Here is a 15,953-nt window from a genome sequence, read left to right as displayed (position 1 = left end):
CCGCGAAGATTCCGACTCATCAACCGTAGCAGAAAGTCGCGGCCCCGCGCCCCGCTACTGGCAGACGGCGGTGTTCGCGAGCGCCTCGTCCTGCTGCTCCACCGTCCACGTGAGCTCGGGGGCAACGCCCTGCGCCTGCGCGAGCGCGGCGAGCTTGAGGGCGAGCGACTGCACGAAGCCGGTGCCCGCCGACGAGTTGTTCAGCGCGACGACCACGGAGAAGCCGCTCTCGGGATCCGTGTAGGCGGCGGTCAGGGTGCCCGTCATCGCGCCGGTGCGGCCGTAGAGCGGGCCGATCTTCTCGACGCCGAAGCTCCACAGGCGGCCCTCGGCGGCGATCTCCTCGGTCGGTTCGCCGTTCTCATCGCGCGCCGGGTTCTTCGTGGGGAAGGCCTCGGTGATGAGACCGGCGCTGTCTTCGCCGAAGGCCCCGTCGAGGTAGCTGTCGTAGAACTTCTTGAGGTCGGTGGCGGTGGTGACGGTCGCTCCCGCGCCCGCGAGCATCGACGGCGACACCTCGGAGACCTCGACGGGTTCGGCATCGCAGACCGCCTTGCCGCCGCTCGACGGGTACGTGAGGCCCTGCAGCGTCTCGCCGTTCACCGTGGTGCTGCTGAGGTCGGGGAAGTAGGTCGATCCCATGCCCGCATCCGAGTACACGTGGTTGCGCAGCAGGTCGGGCAGATCCTCACCCGTCTTCACCTTGAGTGCGCGCGCCAGCAGCACGATGTTCGTGTCGGACTGGTGGAAGTCGAGGCCGGGCCACGAGCCGGGCGACTGCGAGAGCCCCTGCGCGATGAGCTCCTGCTCGGCCCACGGCCGCGTCGGGTTGTTCGCGAAGATGTCGGTGAACGCGCCCTTGTAGTCGATGAGGCCGGATCGCATGTCGCACAGCTGGCGGTAGGTGACGTCCTCGATGTCCGACTGGCGGGTGAGGTCGTCGGAGACCTTCCCGTCGAGGTCGATCCGGCCCTCGGCCGCGAGATCGAGCATGAGGGCGCACATGACCGGCTGAGTCGCCTGCGCGCCGCGGATGAGCGTGGAGCCGTCGACCCCGCTGTCTCCGTAGCCGCGCAGATACTCGCCCCCGGCGTTGTCCCACACCCCGACGATCGCCTCGGTCGATCCGCTCTGCTGCATCGCCGAGGCCACCGCGTCGTCGATGCCGGTCGCGAGGGCTTCGTCGACGGTGTTGACGTCGGCCGCACTCGTCACCGATCCGCCGCCGGTGCACGCCGTGAGACCGAGCGAGGCGACGATGATGGCACCGACGGCCAGCAGGCGAGTGCGAGGGGCAAAGCGCGGAATCAAATTCGACCGCCAATCTCGAGGGTGAATTGGACACAGAACACACGGGAGTCTAGTGCGTGCGACTGAGAAGTTCGCGGCGGGGTGGAGTGAAGTGAGGCAACCCTTACTAGACTGACCTGGTGACGATTTTTTCGGATGACGTGATCTCGGGAGTGACCGGGCACATGAACGGCGACCACACGGACGACAACCTCCTGATCGCGCGCGCTTTCGGGTATCCCGGCGCGACGGCGAGCACGATGGTCGGCGTGACCGAGGCCGCCGGCCTGTGGCGCGTGACCGACGCCGACGGGGAGCACGACCTGTCGGTGGCGTGGCCGGGCGGCCCGATCGCCGAGCGGCCCGAGATCCGCCGAGAGGTGGTCGCGCTGTACATCGCCGCGTGCGCGAAGCTCGGGGTTCCGGCGCGCGGCGAGCACGAGGAGCCGGCGACCTCGCACCCCGGCGCGGGGCACGCCGCCGACGAGACCCACGGGGGCGGCTCAGCCCACGGCGCCGAGGCAGCCGGAGAAGGCGCCGACGCGGCGGCCGATCGCCCGTTCTCGGTGATCATCCGCGAGAGCTCGTGGTCGGATCACTCCGACAGCGAGGGCGCGACGTTCATGGAGGACATCATGCGCGGCAAGGGGTCGCTGCAGGACTACGTCGACCTGGTCGCCCAGCACTACTTCATGTACGAGGCGCTCGAGGCGGCAGCGGATCGGGTCGCGGGCGACCGCCGGTTCGCCGGCTTCCACACGCCCGCGCTCGTGCGCCTGCCCGCCCTCGAGGCGGATCTCGCGCACCTGATCGGCGCGGACTGGCGGGATCGGATCGTCGCCGTGCCGGCGACGCTCGAGTACGCGGCCCGCATGCGCGAGGTCGCCGCCGAGGGCTGGGTCGCCGGCGTGGTGGCCCACCACTACACCCGGTATCTCGGCGACCTGTCGGGCGGCCAGTACATCGCGAAACGCGTGGCGAAGCAGCACGGGCTGCCGGGCGCGGGCATCGCGTTCTACGACTTCGCCGAGCTGGGCGATCTCGCCGAGTTCAAGAACCGCTACCGAGCCGCGCTCGACGTGCTCGGCGCGCAGCTCGACGCCGACGAGCGGGCTCGCATGCTCGACGAGGTGCGCACGGCGTACGCGTTCAACACGGCGGTGTTCCGCGACCTCGGCCAGGCGAAGCTCGCGGCGGCGTAGCCGGGAGCGCAGCCCACGGCGGCAGCGCCCGGGCGATGCTCACACCGACAGCGCCCGGGCGACGTTCGCGATGGCAGCGCCCGGGCGACGCCCGCACCGCTTACGCCGTCTCCTCCTTGCCGCGCATGAAGCGCACGACGTTCGGGTCGACGATCACGTCGCGCGGCTGCAGGGGCCGCTGCAGGTAGAGCCCGTCGAGGGAGCGCACGCGGCTCAGCGCCACGTAGGTCTGCCCGGCGCTGAAGGCGCGCGGCCCGAGGTCGACGATCGCGGCGTCGTAGGTGTGGCCCTGCGACTTGTGCACGGTCACGGCCCAGGCGAGGCGCAGCGGGAACTGCTCGAACTCGGCGACCACTTCCTTCTCGAGCTTCTTCGTCTCCGAGTCGTACCGGTAGCGGTACCGCTCCCAGACCATCGGTTCGACCTCGAACTCCTCGCGATCCACCTCCACCCACACGGTGCCCGAGACGCGCGACACCGTGCCGATGGTGCCGTTCACCCACCGGCCGTCGGGGTCGTTGCGCAGAAACATCACCTGCGCCCCGGGCTTCAGCTCGAGCACCTCGTCGGCGGGGTAGGTGTTCTCGCGGAACTCGCCGTTGATCTCGGCGACGGCGCGCAGCGACGATCCCTTGATCTCGGCGAGGCGCTGCGCGTTCAGCCGGTTCACGGTCGCGTTCGTGGTCGCCAGGGTGATGACGTCGCGGGGCGCGGGGCGGGCGCCGGCCGCATTGAGCTCGTTCGCCTGATCCTCGGCGACGACTCCGTGGCGCACCGCTCCGAGAATCTGCTTGAACCGGTCGTCGCGCTGCCGGTGCACTTCGAGCAGTTCGAAGGTGGAGAGCGGCGCCGACTTCCACACGTTCGCGTCGAAGAACCACAGCGAGCGGTAGGTGTCGGCGAAGTAGGCGCGCTCGTGCGGGTCGCGCGGCGGCACGGGGGGCAGTTGGTACGGGTCGCCGAACATGATGATCTGCGCCCCGCCGAAGGGGTCGTGCCGCTTGCCGCGCGCGAGGCGCAGCGAGCGGTCGATCGCGTCCATGAGGTCGGCCGACACCATCGAGATCTCGTCGATCACGAGGGTGTCGATGGCGGCGAGCATCTTCTTGAGCTCCGCCGGCTGGTCGAGGTCGTGGTCGGCGATGATGCCGGTGGGGAGCCGCAGCAGGGAGTGGATGGTCTGGCCGCCGACGTTCAGCGCCGCCACACCGGTCGGGGCGCACACGGCGATGATCTTGCTGGTGTTCCACGACAGGTGGTTCAGAATGGTCGACTTGCCGGTGCCGGCGCGACCGGTGATGAACAGGTGCTCGCGGGTGTGCTCGATGCGCTCGTAGACGGCGCGCTGCTCGGCGGAGAGTTCGGGACGGGGCACCCGAACAGGCTACTGCCCCGGGCGCGCCGCCGGGGCGTGCCGGCTCACCGCGTCGTGCGCACGGGCAGGAGCAGCAGCAGGCCGATGAGCAGCACGGCGCCGATGCCGATGATCCCGAAGATGGTCTCGCCGCCGATGGCGATCGCGATGGTGAAGCCGGCGGGGGCGAGGAACGAGACCGCGCGGCCGGTGGTGGCGTAGAGGCCGAAGATCTCGCCCTCCCGCCCGGCGGGGATCAGCCGTGCGAGGAAGGATCGACTGGCGGACTGCACGGGTCCGACGAAGATGCAGAGCATGAGGCCGAACACCCAGAACACCCAGGTGCCGGCGTCGTGCAGCGCGAAGACGAGCATGGCGCAGATCACCATGAGCACGATCGACGAGACCATGACCCGCTTCGCGCCGAGGTGATCCTCGAAGAACCCGACGACGATGGTCGCGAGCCCGGCGACCACGTTCGCCGCGATGGCGAAGAGGATCACGGTCGTGTTGTCGAACCCGAAGCTGCGCGCGGCGATGACGCCGCCGAAGGTGAACACGCCGGCGAGCCCGTCGCGGAAGACGGCGCTCGCGATGAGGAAGTGCAGGGTCTGGCGGGCGTCGCGCCAGAGCCCGGCGATGCTGCGGAACACGTCGGCGTACGCGCGGAGGAACCAGCGCCCGGTGTGCTCGGGGTGGGCGGCGGCGGCAATCTCGGGGACCGCGAAGAACACGGGGATCGCGAACACCGCGAACCACACGGCGGCGAGCAGCATCGCGATGCGCACGTTCCAGGCGCCGTCGGAGGTGACGCCGAACCAGCCCACCTCGGGGAAGATGAAGCCGACCAGGATCAGTGCGAGGAGCACGATGCCGCCGAGGTAGCCCATGCCCCAGCCGATTCCGGAGATCTTGCCCACGTTGCGGTTGGTGGCGATCTGGCCGAGCATCGCGTTGTAGCTGACGCTCGCGAACTCGAAGGCGACGTTGCCGATGGCGAGCAGTACGAGGCCGAAGATCAGGAATTGCTCGTCGGGCGCGACGAAGACCATGAGCAGCGTCGCGGCGACCACGATGCCGGTGTTGATCGCGAGCCACGTCTTGCGACGGCCGGCCTGGTCGGTGAGCCGGCCGATCACGGGGGCGAAGAGCGCCACCACGATGCCCGCGACGAGCAGGGCGATGCCGAGCTCGCGCGAGACCTTCTCCTCCGGGCCGAACGGGGCGCTCGTGATGTAGACGCTGAAGACGAACGTCGTGACGACCGCGTTGAACGAGGCGGAGCCCCAGTCCCACAGCGACCAGGCGAGCACGGTTCGCCTCCGCACGGATTCGGGGGCGCCCGTGCCCGGGGCGGCGGGAGCAGGCAGCACGTGGTCGCTCATGGGATCAGCGTAGCCCGGCCGGGGGTGCCGCGGTGGTCGTGTTCGCGCGTCGTTCACCTCGGGCCCGGCCGTTCGGTGCGCCGACCCGCGCGGGCGTCAGCGCACCGAGACGATTCCGCTGCGCCACACGTAGACGCCGGCGACGAGCGCGCCGCCGCCCAGAATGGCGGCCCACCAGGGCGCGTCGCTCGCGTGCGGGTCGGCGAGGCCCGCCTCGCGGTCGGCCTTCGGCGTCGGGTAGATGCGCTCGGCGGTGACGAGGATGCGCTGCGAGTTGATGCCGAGCGGGGTGCAGGTCACCAGGGTGACGAGGTCGCGGCCCTCCTGCGCCTGCAGCGACTCGGTCTGATCGGGATCGACCACCGTCGTCGACACGACGCGGTACGCGAGCACCTCGCCGAAGGTGGTCAGGGTGAGGGTGTCGTCGACCCGCACCCGGTCGAGGTCGGTGAACATGCGGGCGTCCGCGAGCCCGCGGTGCCCCGTGATGACGGCGTGCGTGCCCGCACCGCCGACGGGGAGCGAGGTGCCCTCGAGGTGGCCGAGCCCGCGGAGCAGCGTCTCGTCGGAGGTGCCGTGGAAGGTCGGCAGGTCGACGTCGATGCGGGGGATGCGCACGCGCGTCATCACTCCGGTCGCGTCGTCGTCGAGCACGGCGCGGTAGTCGAGGGCGTCGTCGGCGATCTCGCCGCCGCCGAGGGGGAGGCGCTCGTTCGCCTCGATGCGGGCGCCGGCCCGCAGGGCGTCGTTGTACTCGCGGGCCTGGGCGATGCTCGCGGCGTTGCGCTCCGCGTGGGCGTCGGTCACCTCACCCGCCTCCCCGAGGAGCCGCGACTGCTCGCGCTGCGCGAACCAGGCGGCGGCCGTCGGGTAGACGAGGATCGTGAGCCCGATCAGCGCGACGAGTGCGATGATCAGCGGCGCGATGGGAGCGCGCCAACGCCGGGCGGGGGTCGTGCGCCCCCGCCCGGCGTCAGCGGCCGTCACCGGACGCCGGTGCCGCGTGCGGTCGCGTTTCAGCGGTGCTGCCGACGCTTGCGCGCGACGACGAGCGCCGCGCCGACGGCCGCGGCGAGCACGGCGACGCCCGCGACGGAGAGCCACAGCTGCCCCTGCGCGCCGGTGAGCGGCAGATCGGGCCCGGTGCGCTGCGCGTTCGCCACGGCGAGCACGACGGGGTCGGCGGTGCCGCTGGCGGGCACCACGATCTCGCGCAGCTGCGCGTCGAGGATGAAGCCGGCGGGGGCCACCGTCTCGCGGATCCAGTAGGAGCGCTCGGAGGTCGCGTCGTTGCCGGTCCACAGGGAGATGTCGGCGGTGCCGGTCTCGTCGGTGGTGAGGGTCGCGATCTGCTCGGTCGCCTCGGCGTCGCTGAAGACGGCGAACTCGGCGTCGGCGAGCGGGTCGGTCTGGTCGCCGGCGACGTGCTTGAGGATCTGCAGCGCGCCCCAGTTGGTGCTGGAGACGCCGGTGAGCGCGGGCGCCCCGTTGGTGCGCACGGTCGCCTGGTTCGTCACGACGCCGTCGCCTCCGAGGCTGTCGACCTCGGTGACGACGCCGATGTGGAGGATCGCGCCAGCGACGAGCTGTGCACGCCCGGTGGCGGTGAGCGCGATCGTCACCGTTCCGCCCGTGTTCGTCACAGTGTAGTCGGTGCCCTGCGCGAAGCCGGGGGTGCGGATCGTGGCGCTCACGAACGACAGCCGCGGGTCGAGGGCGTCGATGATGGTGAAGTCGGTGTACGTGCCGCCCTGGTTGAGGGCGGGCACGGGCGCCGTGATCGTCCAGGTGACCGGTGCGCCGAGCACGAGCGTGTCTGGGGCGGCGACGGTCTTCTGGGGCGTGGTCGCGTTGAGCTGGTTCTTGGGGTAGACGTGCACGTCGTACGTCCACTCGCCGCCGCCGGCCGGGGTGGGCAGCGTGACGAGGAAGGGATCGACGGGCGACACGACGTTGTTGCCGCCGGGATCGGTCTCCTCGACCAGGTACAGGCCGATGGGCAGTGCGGAGCTGATGCTGCCGTCGGCGCCCGTCGTGACGACGGTCGGGGTGCCGAGCGTGAACCCGCCGCCCCGCACGTCGGCGGGCGTCAGGTTGCTGGCGCGCTCCCAGCCGGCCGGCGTCGTGAGCGTGATCGGCCCCGACGCGCTCGCCGTCACCGGGGTGATGGTGAACTCGACGCCGGCGAGGGGGGTGCCGAGGCCCGAGGGGTCGGCGATCTCCGAGCCGTCGCCTTCGGCGCCCTCGCTGCCGGCGTACTTGTGGATGGTGAGCGAGGTCGGCGCCGCGGGGTCGATGTTGTCGGCCAGTGCGGGGGCCGCCGGCGCGGCGACGATCGCCGCCGCGGCGATGGCGCCGACGGCGAGCAAGCCCCAGAGGTGGGAGGCGGTGCGTCTCATGGTGTGTGGGTCCTTTCCTGCAAGGGAATCAGCGTGAGTGCGTGAGTTGGTGGGTGCGTGGTGCGTGACGGGCGGTGATGCGTGCGTCTGCGAGTCATGGAGTGGCGCGGGGTGCCTGGCTCACCGCCCTTCGTCGAAGCCCGAGCGCGATGGCGGCGATGACGCCGCCGCCGAGGATCGATGCGCCGATGAGCGTGAAGGCGTCGGATCCGGCGCCTCCGGTGAAGGGGAGCTCTGGGCCCGTGACCTGCGCGTTGGCGTAGGCGCCGAGGCCGACCGTGCGCTGCGTCGCGGTGATGGTGAATCGGTGGACGGCGGGGTCGCGCACGAACCCGGCGGGCGGGGAGGTCTCGGTGAGCGTGTAATCGCCCCAGGCGAGGCCGGTGACGCGGAAGCCGCCGGCGCTGGGGTTCGCGTCGCGGCCCGTGCAGGCCGCGGCGGAGGCCGCGGTGCAGTCGTCGATCACGACGGCGGTCGACCCCGGGCCGGTGAGGGTCCATCGGGATCCGGCGAGCGCGTCGCCGTCGGGCCCGACCTTCGACCAGGTGACGTCGCCCGGCAGGTCGCGGTTGGTGAGGGTGCACGTGGCCTGCTGCCCGCGCGCGATGGTGAGCGTGCTGGTAGCGGCGGAGAAGGCGGCGCCCTGGCAGGCCACGCCGGTGAGGTCGTAGCCGTCGAGCTGGCGCTCGCTGATCACGTAGGCGCCGGTGGCGACGGTGCGCGTCTGGCCGGTGGTGAAGTCGAGCCGGGGCGATCCGGTCTGCTGCGCGTGCAGCCGCCCGTTCCACGCTGCCGGCGCGAGGGCGCCGCCGAAGCTGTTCGTCACCTGCTTGACGAGCGTCAGGGTCTGCTCGCAGGTGACGGTGTTCGTGATCGTGAGCTCGTTCGCGGCGGCGGGGAGGGTGACGGTGGTGGGTGCGCCGAGTGCCGGCGTTCCCGTGATTCCGGATCCCGAGATCGTCGCGGCGGTGAGCCGGCAGCCGGGCACGACCGCGGGATCGAGGGTCACCTGCTCGGAGACGGCGACGTTCTGGCCCACGGCGAAGCCGCTGCGCTGCTGCCCCCACTGCGGGGCGCCCGTCGTGGTGCCCTGCGGTGAGAGGCCGAGGGTCGCGTTGATGCCGGCGGGCTGGCTGCCCTGGGCGAACTGCTGGCCGTCGACCACCCAGACCTTGTTCACGCGCAGGGTCGCCGGCCGGGTGGAGTTCGTGAACGTGCACACGATCGACTGGCCCGTGGTGGGCACGGTGAGGGTTCCCGAGGTGCCGGTGCCGGAGACGAGCGGGGTGGTGGAGCCGTCGACGCGGCACTCGTAGGCGGTGGTGTAGTCGGAGAGTCGGGTCTGCCCGGCGGCCGTCTCGGTGAAGGTCAGCGTCGCTCCGCGGCCGGTGGGCACGGGCCCGACGCGCTGCGTCTGCACGCCGACGGCGTCGCCGCTCGTGGTGGCGGTGCCCACCGTGGTGGCTCCGTTGGTGAGGCTGAGCGTGAACTGATCCTCCGCTTTGGCGCGGGCGTTCACGCGCTTCTCGACGGTGACGGTGGGAGGGGGGGAGCACGAGGCGAGGTCGGTGCTGTCGGTGAGCGTCGAGTTGACGACCTGGCGGTTCGTGAAACCGGGCATCGTGTACGCCTCGACGGTGGTCTGCGAGCCGAGGAAGAGGCGCCCGCTGGCGTCGAACGCGATGCCGTTGACGTTCGACTGCGAGGCGAAGCTGCTGAGCGCCGACGAGGGGATCAGGCCGCCGTTCGCCGCCGCGAGGTTCGCCGCGGTGACGGAGTGCAGGGTGGCCGTGGTGCCCGTGCCGCGCAGGATGAACATGTTGCCGTTGGCGTCGAAGTCGAGGTCGCCGTTGGCGCCCTGGCCCGAGTCGGCGCCCGCATTGATGTACCCGAGGTAGGTGAACGCGCCGGTCGCGGGAACGTATCGCCAGATCTTGAACTGCAGGGTCGCGGTGCCGCCGACGGTCACGGACTGGAATCCGCCGAAGTTGAAGTTGCCGGTGCTCTGATTCACCGCGCCGGCGATGAGCGTTCCGGTGTAGGCGCCGTTCGCCGCGGTGGTCGTGTTGTAGGTGTGGCCGGTGTTCGTCCAGGCGTTCGTCGTGGTGTTGAACGACCACATGGTGGCGGTGCGCCCGGTGTTGGTGCGCTCGTAGGCGTAGACCCGTTCGCCGCCCGTTCCGACCCCGAGGCCGTTGAAGCTCGTGACTCCGGTGGCGGGCGGGCTGATGTTGGTCACCGTCTGGCCGGTGACGGATCGCAGCTGGCCGGTCGACGACACCGAGTAGTAGGTGCCCGCGACGCAGGCGAGTGCGGCCTCGGCGCTCGCGTCTCCCGTGAACCGGGGCGGGCCGTTGGCGTTCGGATCGGGCGTCTCGGGTGCGGGGGGCTCGGCGCTCGGGTCGGTCGGCTCGGTGGGTTCGGGCGTCTCGTCGGCGGGCTGCGGCGTCGGGGCGGGGTCGCCCGCGTCGGCGGTCGGCTCGGGCTCCTCGGCGTCAGCCGGGGCCTCGGGCGTCGTCGTCTCGGCGGGCGCTTCGGCGGTCGACTCGGCCGGTGCCGCCTCGCCGGTCGCGATCGCCGCCTGCGGGGCGAGCTGGGCGCCGGTCGCGCAGAGCAGCGCGGCGAGCACGGCGGTGGTGCATCTGCGCAGCGCGAGCGCGCTCCGTCGGGGATCCGTCGCGCTGCGCGGGCGGGTTCTCCAGTACATCGTCAGTGCTCCGGCGGGGAAACGTGGTGCGAATGCTTTCGGCAGCGACTGGCGGTGTCGCGCCGAATGGACGATGCGGAAGCGCTGCGATCCCCCTCGCAGTTCTGTGATACCCATCCCCCAAATGGACGATCCCAGCCTATGCAGGTTCCTCTCAGACTTTCAAGGGCGACGCGCGAGGTTGACGTCACCCGCCCGCATGTCGTAGGCATAGGCGACTCCGAGGCGCAAGCTGAGAGTTGAGTGGGTTGGGCTCAACTTTCGCGCCGCAGACTTGACCTGCGGCGGAGCCCGAGTAAACTTGAGTCCATCAGGCTCAACATCGTGCATCGCCGCGAGCCGCGGGGGTGCGATCGCGAGTGCAGACCCGGGCAGGCGCCCCGCCTCCCGACCCGATCGACAGAAGGAGCACATATGTCACGCGCAGTAGGCATCGACCTCGGCACCACGAACTCGGTGGTCGCGGTTCTCGAGGGCGGCGAGCCCACGGTCATCGCGAACGCCGAGGGCCTCCGCACCACCCCCTCCATCGTCGCATTCACGAAGGACGGCGAGGTGCTCGTCGGCGAGACCGCGAAGCGCCAGGCCGTCACGAACGTCGACCGCACCATCTCCTCGGTCAAGCGCCACATGGGCACCGACTGGAAGACCGACGAGATCGACGGCAAGCGCTACACTGCGCAGGAGATCAGCGCCCGCACGCTGCAGAAGCTGAAGCGCGACGCCGAGACCTACCTGGGCGACAAGGTGACCGACGCGGTCATCACCGTGCCCGCCTACTTCAACGACGCCGAGCGTCAGGCCACGAAGGAGGCCGGTGAGATCGCGGGCCTCAACGTGCTCCGCATCATCAACGAGCCGACCGCGGCCGCTCTCGCCTACGGGCTCGATAAGGGCAAGGAGGACGAGCTGATCCTCGTCTTCGACCTCGGCGGCGGCACCTTCGACGTCTCCCTCCTCGAGGTGGGCAAGGACGACGACTTCTCGACGATCCAGGTGCGCGCCACCGCGGGCGACAACCGCCTCGGCGGCGACGACTGGGATCAGCGCATCGTGCAGTGGCTGATCCAGCAGTTCAAGAACTCCACCGGCGTCGACGTGGCCAAGGACAAGATCGCGCTGCAGCGCCTCAAGGAGGCCGCGGAGCAGGCGAAGAAGGAGCTCTCGAACTCGACGAGCACCCAGATCCAGCTCCCGTACCTCTCGCTCACCGAGAACGGCCCGGCGAACCTCGACGAGACCCTGTCGCGCGCGAAGTTCGAGGAGCTCACGAAGGATCTGCTCGAGCGCACCCGCAAGCCGTTCAACGACGTGATCGCGGAGGCCGGCGTCAAGGTCTCCGACATCGCGCACGTCGTGCTCGTCGGCGGATCGACCCGTATGCCCGCCGTCACCGAGCTCGTGAAGTCGCTCACCGGCGGCAAGGAGCCCAACAAGAGCGTCAACCCCGACGAGGTCGTGGCCGTGGGCGCCGCCCTGCAGGCCGGCGTGCTGAAGGGCGAGCGCAAGGACGTGCTGCTCATCGACGTGACGCCCCTGTCGCTCGGCATCGAGACCAAGGGCGGCATCATGACGAAGCTCATCGAGCGCAACACCGCCATCCCGACGAAGCGCAGCGAGACCTTCACCACTGCGGAGGACAACCAGCCGTCGGTGGCCATCCAGGTGTTCCAGGGCGAGCGCGAGTTCACCCGCGACAACAAGAACCTCGGAACGTTCGAGCTGACCGGCATCGCGCCGGCTCCGCGCGGCGTGCCGCAGGTCGAGGTCACCTTCGACATCGACGCGAACGGCATCGTGCAGGTCTCCGCGAAGGACAAGGGCACCGGCAAGGAGCAGACGATCACGATCTCGGGCGGCTCGACCCTCTCGAAGGAGGACATCGAGCGGATGGTGCGCGAGGCCGAGGAGCACGCTGCTGAGGACAAGCAGCGGCGCGAGGCCGCGGAGGTGCGCAACAACGCCGAGCAGCTCGCCTACTCGGTCGAGAAGCTCATCTCGGAGAACGACGACAAGCTGCCGGAGGACGTGAAGACCGAGGTGCAGGGCGACCTCGACGCGCTGAAGCAGGCGCTCGCGGGCGATGACGACGAGGCCGTGAAGAACGCCTCGGAGAAGCTCGGCCAGAGCCAGACGAAGCTCGGCGAGGCGATCTACGCGGCGGCCCAGTCCGAGGCGCCGGCCGAGGGCGGCGCCGAGCAGCCGTCGAACGACGACGACGTGGTGGACGCCGAAGTCGTCGAAGACGATGAGGAGAAGAAGTAACCATGGCGAACGAGGAACAGCGCACGCCCGGGGAGGACCCGAACGCTGACGAGGTTCCTGCTCAGGAGCCGGAGTCGCAGGACTCCGGCTCCGCGCCCCAGCCCGATCTCACGGTCGAGGACATCCTGGAGGCGGAGCAGAGCGACGCCGCGGCAGATGCCGACAGCGCGGACGCCGGAGCGTCGGCGGATGCCGACAACCCGTACCTCGACGACCTGCGGAGGCTGACGGCCGAGTACGCCAACTACCGCAAGCGCACCGAGGCGAACGCCGCCATCGAGAAGCAGCGCGCCATCGCGGCGGCGGTCTCCCCGATGCTCACGGTGCTCGACGACCTCGATCGGGCCGAGAAGCACGGCGACCTCGCCGAGGGCTCCGCCTTCGCGACGATCGCGCAGAAGATCCGCGGTACGTTCGAGCGCATCGGCGTGCAGAGCTTCGGAGAGACGGGCGAGGTGTTCGACCCGCAGATCCACGAGGCGATCGCACAGGTCCCGGTTCCCGGCACTGAGCAGCAGACGGTGCTCGACGTCATCGAGCGCGGATATCGCATCGGCGAGGTCGAACTGCGCCCCGCCAAGGTCGCGGTGGCGGTGGGAGCGGATGGCTAGTCAGGATTGGCTCGATAAGGACTTCTACCAGCTCCTCGGCGTCTCGAAGGATGTCGGCGACGCCGAGCTGAAGAAGACGTACCGCAAGCTCGCACGCAAGTACCACCCGGATTCGAACCCGGGCGACACCGTGGCCGAGGCGAAGTTCAAGGAGATCAGCGAGGCCTACTCGGTGCTCTCCGATCCCGAGCAGCGCGCGGAGTACGACCAGATCCGCGCGATGGGCGCCGGCGGTGCCCGCTTCACGGCGGGCGGCGGCGGAGGCCAGGGCTTCGAGGACGTGTTCGGCGGCATGTTCGGCGGAGGCGGGCGCAACACCCACTTCCAGACCGGCGGGCCGCAGGGCTTCGAGGACATCTTCGGGGGCATGTTCGGCGGCGGGGCCCCGCAGGGCCCGCAGCGCGGACGCGACATCCAGGCGACGACGACGCTCGACTTCGAGACCGCCGTGCAGGGCAAGACCGTCACGCTGCAGGCCTCGACCGGTTCGGTCAAGGTCAAGATTCCCGCAGGCGTGGCCGACGGCCAGAAGATCAAGGTGCGCGGCAAGGGCGAACCGAGCCCGACGGGCGGGCCGGCAGGCGACATCATCCTCACGGTGAGCGTGCGCAAGCACCCCGTCTTCGAGCGCGAGGGTCAGAACCTGCGCGTCAAGCTGCCGGTGACGTTCTCCGAAGCCGCGCTCGGCGCGACGGTCGAGGTGCCGACGCTCGGCGGCGCCCCGGTGAAGCTCAAGGTGCAGCCCGGTACGCCCAGCGGGCGGGTGCTGCGCGTCAAGGGTCGCGGGGTGTCGAGCTCGAAGGGCACCGGCGACCTGCTGGCCGAGGTGCAGATCGTCGTCCCCTCGCACCTGTCGCCCGAGGCGACGGAGGCGCTCGAAGCATTCCGGGCCGTCGAACCGCAGGAGAACCCGCGGGCCGATCTCCTGGCTCGCGCGAAGGGGTGACCCACCCCTGATCGATCGGGGAGCGGAGCGCGGTGCATCTGCCGCTCCGCTCCCCGCCCAGTCTCACGAAAGCAGGTCAGCATCATGGCGAGTCCTCAGATGGACCGTTTCACGCCGGTGTTCGCGATCGCCGCGGCCGCCGAGCTCGCCGAGATGCACCCGCAGACCCTCCGGCAGTACGATCGGGTCGGCCTGGTCTCGCCGCAGCGCACCCGCGGCAACACGCGCCGCTACTCGCTGCACGACGTCGCCCGGCTGCGCGAGGTGGCGCGGCTGTCGGCGGAGGGGCTCAGCCTCGAGGGCATCAGGCGGGTGCTCGATCTCGAGGATCAGGTGCGTCAGCTCGAAGGCCGGGTGCGCGACCTGGAGCGGGCGCTGACCGAGGAGCGCCTGCAGCGCCCCGACCGACGCGTCTTCGCGGCGGGCTCGGCCGGCGGCGAGGTGGTGACGCTGCGCCGGGGCACGCGCATGCGCCGCAACGCCGAGGTCGTCGTGTGGCAGCCGTGAGCGCAGACGCCTCCGGTCGGGGAGGCGGCTCCGCACCGGCAGGCGCCCCCGCAGGGGGAGACGGCTCCGCACCGGCAGGCGCCTCCGCTCCGGGAGACGCCGACGAGCGGCTCGCCGACCTCTTCGCGCAGCTGACGCGCGATCCCGATTTCGACGCCGAAGAACTGCAGGCGCACGACACGGCCGATCAGCTCATCCTGCGCTCCGCGGTCGAGGATCTCGCCGAGCGCCCGCCCGCCGAACCGGTGCACGGCGCCGACATCGCGGTCATCGGAGATCGCCACGGGGCGCTCACCCTCGGGGCGGCGACGCTGTTCGGCGCCCGGGGCATCCGCACCCACCAGGACGCTCTGCTCGGCGAGCGCGCGCTCGACCAGAACGCCGCGCGTCTGCAGCTGACCGCGCGCTACACCCACCACCCGCTCGATGCGGGCCTGCTGGCCGGCGCCCGCGTCGTGCTGCTGCAGCTGCCGCGGGGCCTCGAAGCGCTCGCCGAGGTGTCGGAGGCGATCGCCCGCTGGGCCGCGCCCGAGGTGCGCGTGTTCGCGGGCGGCCGGGTGAAGCACATGACGCGCGCGATGAACGAGGTGCTCGGGCGCGACTTCGCGAACGTCACGGCAGGGCTCGGCTGGCGCAAGTCGCGCGTGCTGCGCGCCGAGTCGCCGCGGGATCGAGCCGACGAGCCGGCGCGCTTTCCGAAATGGGGCGACGACCCCGACCTCGACTTCTCGATCGCGGCGTTCGGCGCCACCTTCGGCGGCCCCGTGCTCGACCACGGCAGCAGACTGCTGCTCAGCACCCTGAGCGACGTGCGCCGCGACCCGGCCGCCGTCGTCGACCTGGGCTGCGGCAACGGCGTGCTCGCGGTCTCGGCTGCGCGCCGCTTTCCGGGCGCGCAGGTGCTCGCGACCGATCAGTCCGCCGCCGCCGTCGCGGCGACGGCGCTTACCGCGGAGGCGGCCGGAGTGGCGGATCGCATCGCGGTGCACCGCGCCGACGCCCTGGAAGCGGTGCCCGACGGCTGGGCCGATCTGATCCTGCTCAACCCGCCGTTCCACTCGGGTGCCGCCGTGCACGCGGGCGTCGGCCACCGGCTGATCCGGGCGTGCCGCCGCGCGCTCGCGCCGGGGGGCGAGCTGCGGCTCGTCTTCAACTCGCACCTCAGGTACCGGCCCCTGGTCGAGCGCGAGGTCGGCCCGGTGCGGCAGCTCGCGCGCACCTCCGCGTTCACGGTGCTCGCGGCGACGCGCGACGCCTGACGCCGCCCGAGCCCCCGACGACGCGCTG

The 15,953-nt window shown here is 71.0% G+C and carries 12 protein-coding genes; 6 read left to right on the top strand and 6 right to left on the bottom strand.

Annotation, left to right across the window (positions count from 1 at the left end; translation table 11 throughout):
* Positions 1 to 54: 54 nt before the first annotated feature.
* On the bottom strand, positions 55 to 1,311 hold the full coding sequence (locus BLT44_RS01575) for a serine hydrolase domain-containing protein (RefSeq protein ID WP_010155917.1): 1,257 nt from the start codon (positions 1,309 to 1,311) through the stop codon (positions 55 to 57).
* Between the two features lie 119 nt (positions 1,312 to 1,430).
* Between BLT44_RS01575 and BLT44_RS16095 the strand changes: the two genes are divergently transcribed.
* The gene (locus BLT44_RS16095) at positions 1,431 to 2,492 is read left to right on the top strand and encodes a biliverdin-producing heme oxygenase (RefSeq protein ID WP_331270906.1); all 1,062 of its coding nucleotides are present in this window, start codon (positions 1,431 to 1,433) and stop codon (positions 2,490 to 2,492) included.
* A gap of 100 nt (positions 2,493 to 2,592) precedes the next feature.
* On the opposite strand, the gene BLT44_RS01565 is transcribed toward BLT44_RS16095, so the two are convergent.
* From BLT44_RS01565 to BLT44_RS01545, 5 genes are all read right to left on the bottom strand, one after another.
* On the bottom strand, positions 2,593 to 3,867 hold the full coding sequence (locus tag BLT44_RS01565) for an ATP-dependent DNA helicase (protein WP_010155919.1): 1,275 nt from the start codon (positions 3,865 to 3,867) through the stop codon (positions 2,593 to 2,595).
* A gap of 44 nt (positions 3,868 to 3,911) precedes the next feature.
* The gene (locus BLT44_RS01560) at positions 3,912 to 5,231 is read right to left on the bottom strand and encodes an MFS transporter (protein WP_010155920.1); all 1,320 of its coding nucleotides are present in this window, start codon (positions 5,229 to 5,231) and stop codon (positions 3,912 to 3,914) included.
* 96 nt (positions 5,232 to 5,327) lie between these two features.
* Positions 5,328 to 6,218, bottom strand: a complete 891-nt coding sequence (locus BLT44_RS01555; protein ID WP_010155921.1) for a class C sortase — start codon at positions 6,216 to 6,218, stop codon at positions 5,328 to 5,330.
* Between the two features lie 29 nt (positions 6,219 to 6,247).
* On the bottom strand, positions 6,248 to 7,630 hold the full coding sequence (locus tag BLT44_RS01550; RefSeq protein ID WP_010155923.1) for a SpaH/EbpB family LPXTG-anchored major pilin: 1,383 nt from the start codon (positions 7,628 to 7,630) through the stop codon (positions 6,248 to 6,250).
* A 94-nt stretch (positions 7,631 to 7,724) separates the two neighbouring features.
* Positions 7,725 to 10,454 carry a SpaA isopeptide-forming pilin-related protein gene (locus BLT44_RS01545; protein WP_143025945.1) on the bottom strand — a complete coding sequence of 910 codons (2,730 nt, stop codon included), beginning with the start codon at positions 10,452 to 10,454 and terminating at the stop codon, positions 7,725 to 7,727.
* 297 nt (positions 10,455 to 10,751) lie between these two features.
* On the opposite strand from BLT44_RS01545, the gene dnaK reads away from it, so the two are divergent.
* The 5 genes from dnaK to BLT44_RS01520 all read left to right on the top strand — a co-directional run bounded on the left by dnaK (position 10,752) and on the right by BLT44_RS01520 (position 15,925).
* Positions 10,752 to 12,602, top strand: a complete 1,851-nt coding sequence (gene dnaK, locus BLT44_RS01540; protein ID WP_010155925.1) for a molecular chaperone DnaK — start codon at positions 10,752 to 10,754, stop codon at positions 12,600 to 12,602.
* A 2-nt stretch (positions 12,603 to 12,604) separates the two neighbouring features.
* A complete protein-coding gene (locus BLT44_RS01535) occupies positions 12,605 to 13,213 on the top strand; it encodes a nucleotide exchange factor GrpE (RefSeq protein ID WP_010155926.1) in 609 nt (202 codons plus the stop codon).
* On the top strand, positions 13,206 to 14,159 hold the full coding sequence (locus BLT44_RS01530; protein ID WP_010155927.1) for a DnaJ C-terminal domain-containing protein: 954 nt from the start codon (positions 13,206 to 13,208) through the stop codon (positions 14,157 to 14,159). Before BLT44_RS01535 ends, BLT44_RS01530 begins: the two co-directional genes overlap by 8 nt.
* An 84-nt stretch (positions 14,160 to 14,243) precedes the next feature.
* Positions 14,244 to 14,666: a heat shock protein transcriptional repressor HspR gene (locus tag BLT44_RS01525; RefSeq protein ID WP_196794984.1), complete on the top strand. Its 423-nt coding sequence runs from the start codon at positions 14,244 to 14,246 to the stop codon at positions 14,664 to 14,666.
* Positions 14,654 to 15,925 (top strand): class I SAM-dependent methyltransferase, encoded by a 1,272-nt coding sequence (locus tag BLT44_RS01520; protein WP_010155929.1) that lies wholly within the window; start codon positions 14,654 to 14,656, stop codon positions 15,923 to 15,925. The genes BLT44_RS01525 and BLT44_RS01520 overlap by 13 nt, the downstream gene beginning before the upstream one ends.
* Positions 15,926 to 15,953 lie beyond the last annotated feature (28 nt).

It is taken from the genome of Leucobacter chromiiresistens, assembly GCF_900102345.1.
Taxonomy (GTDB): domain Bacteria; phylum Actinomycetota; class Actinomycetes; order Actinomycetales; family Microbacteriaceae; genus Leucobacter; species Leucobacter chromiiresistens.
The sequence above is the reverse complement of the archived record's forward strand: the minus strand, read 5'-3'. Positions and strand labels throughout refer to the sequence as shown.

Excerpts from the sequence above, each read along its gene's own strand:
- BLT44_RS01550 (WP_010155923.1), bottom strand. The coding sequence starts at position 7,630 with ATGAGACGCACCGCCTCCCACCTCTGGGGCTTGCTCGCCGTCGGCGCC.
- BLT44_RS01560 (WP_010155920.1), bottom strand. The coding sequence starts at position 5,231 with ATGAGCGACCACGTGCTGCCTGCTCCCGCCGCCCCGGGCACGGGCGCC.
- dnaK (WP_010155925.1), top strand. The coding sequence starts at position 10,752 with ATGTCACGCGCAGTAGGCATCGACCTCGGCACCACGAACTCGGTGGTC.
- BLT44_RS01525 (WP_196794984.1), top strand. The coding sequence starts at position 14,244 with ATGGCGAGTCCTCAGATGGACCGTTTCACGCCGGTGTTCGCGATCGCC.
- BLT44_RS01545 (WP_143025945.1), bottom strand. The coding sequence starts at position 10,454 with ATGGGTATCACAGAACTGCGAGGGGGATCGCAGCGCTTCCGCATCGTC.
- BLT44_RS01530 (WP_010155927.1), top strand. The coding sequence starts at position 13,206 with ATGGCTAGTCAGGATTGGCTCGATAAGGACTTCTACCAGCTCCTCGGC.
- BLT44_RS01535 (WP_010155926.1), top strand. The coding sequence starts at position 12,605 with ATGGCGAACGAGGAACAGCGCACGCCCGGGGAGGACCCGAACGCTGAC.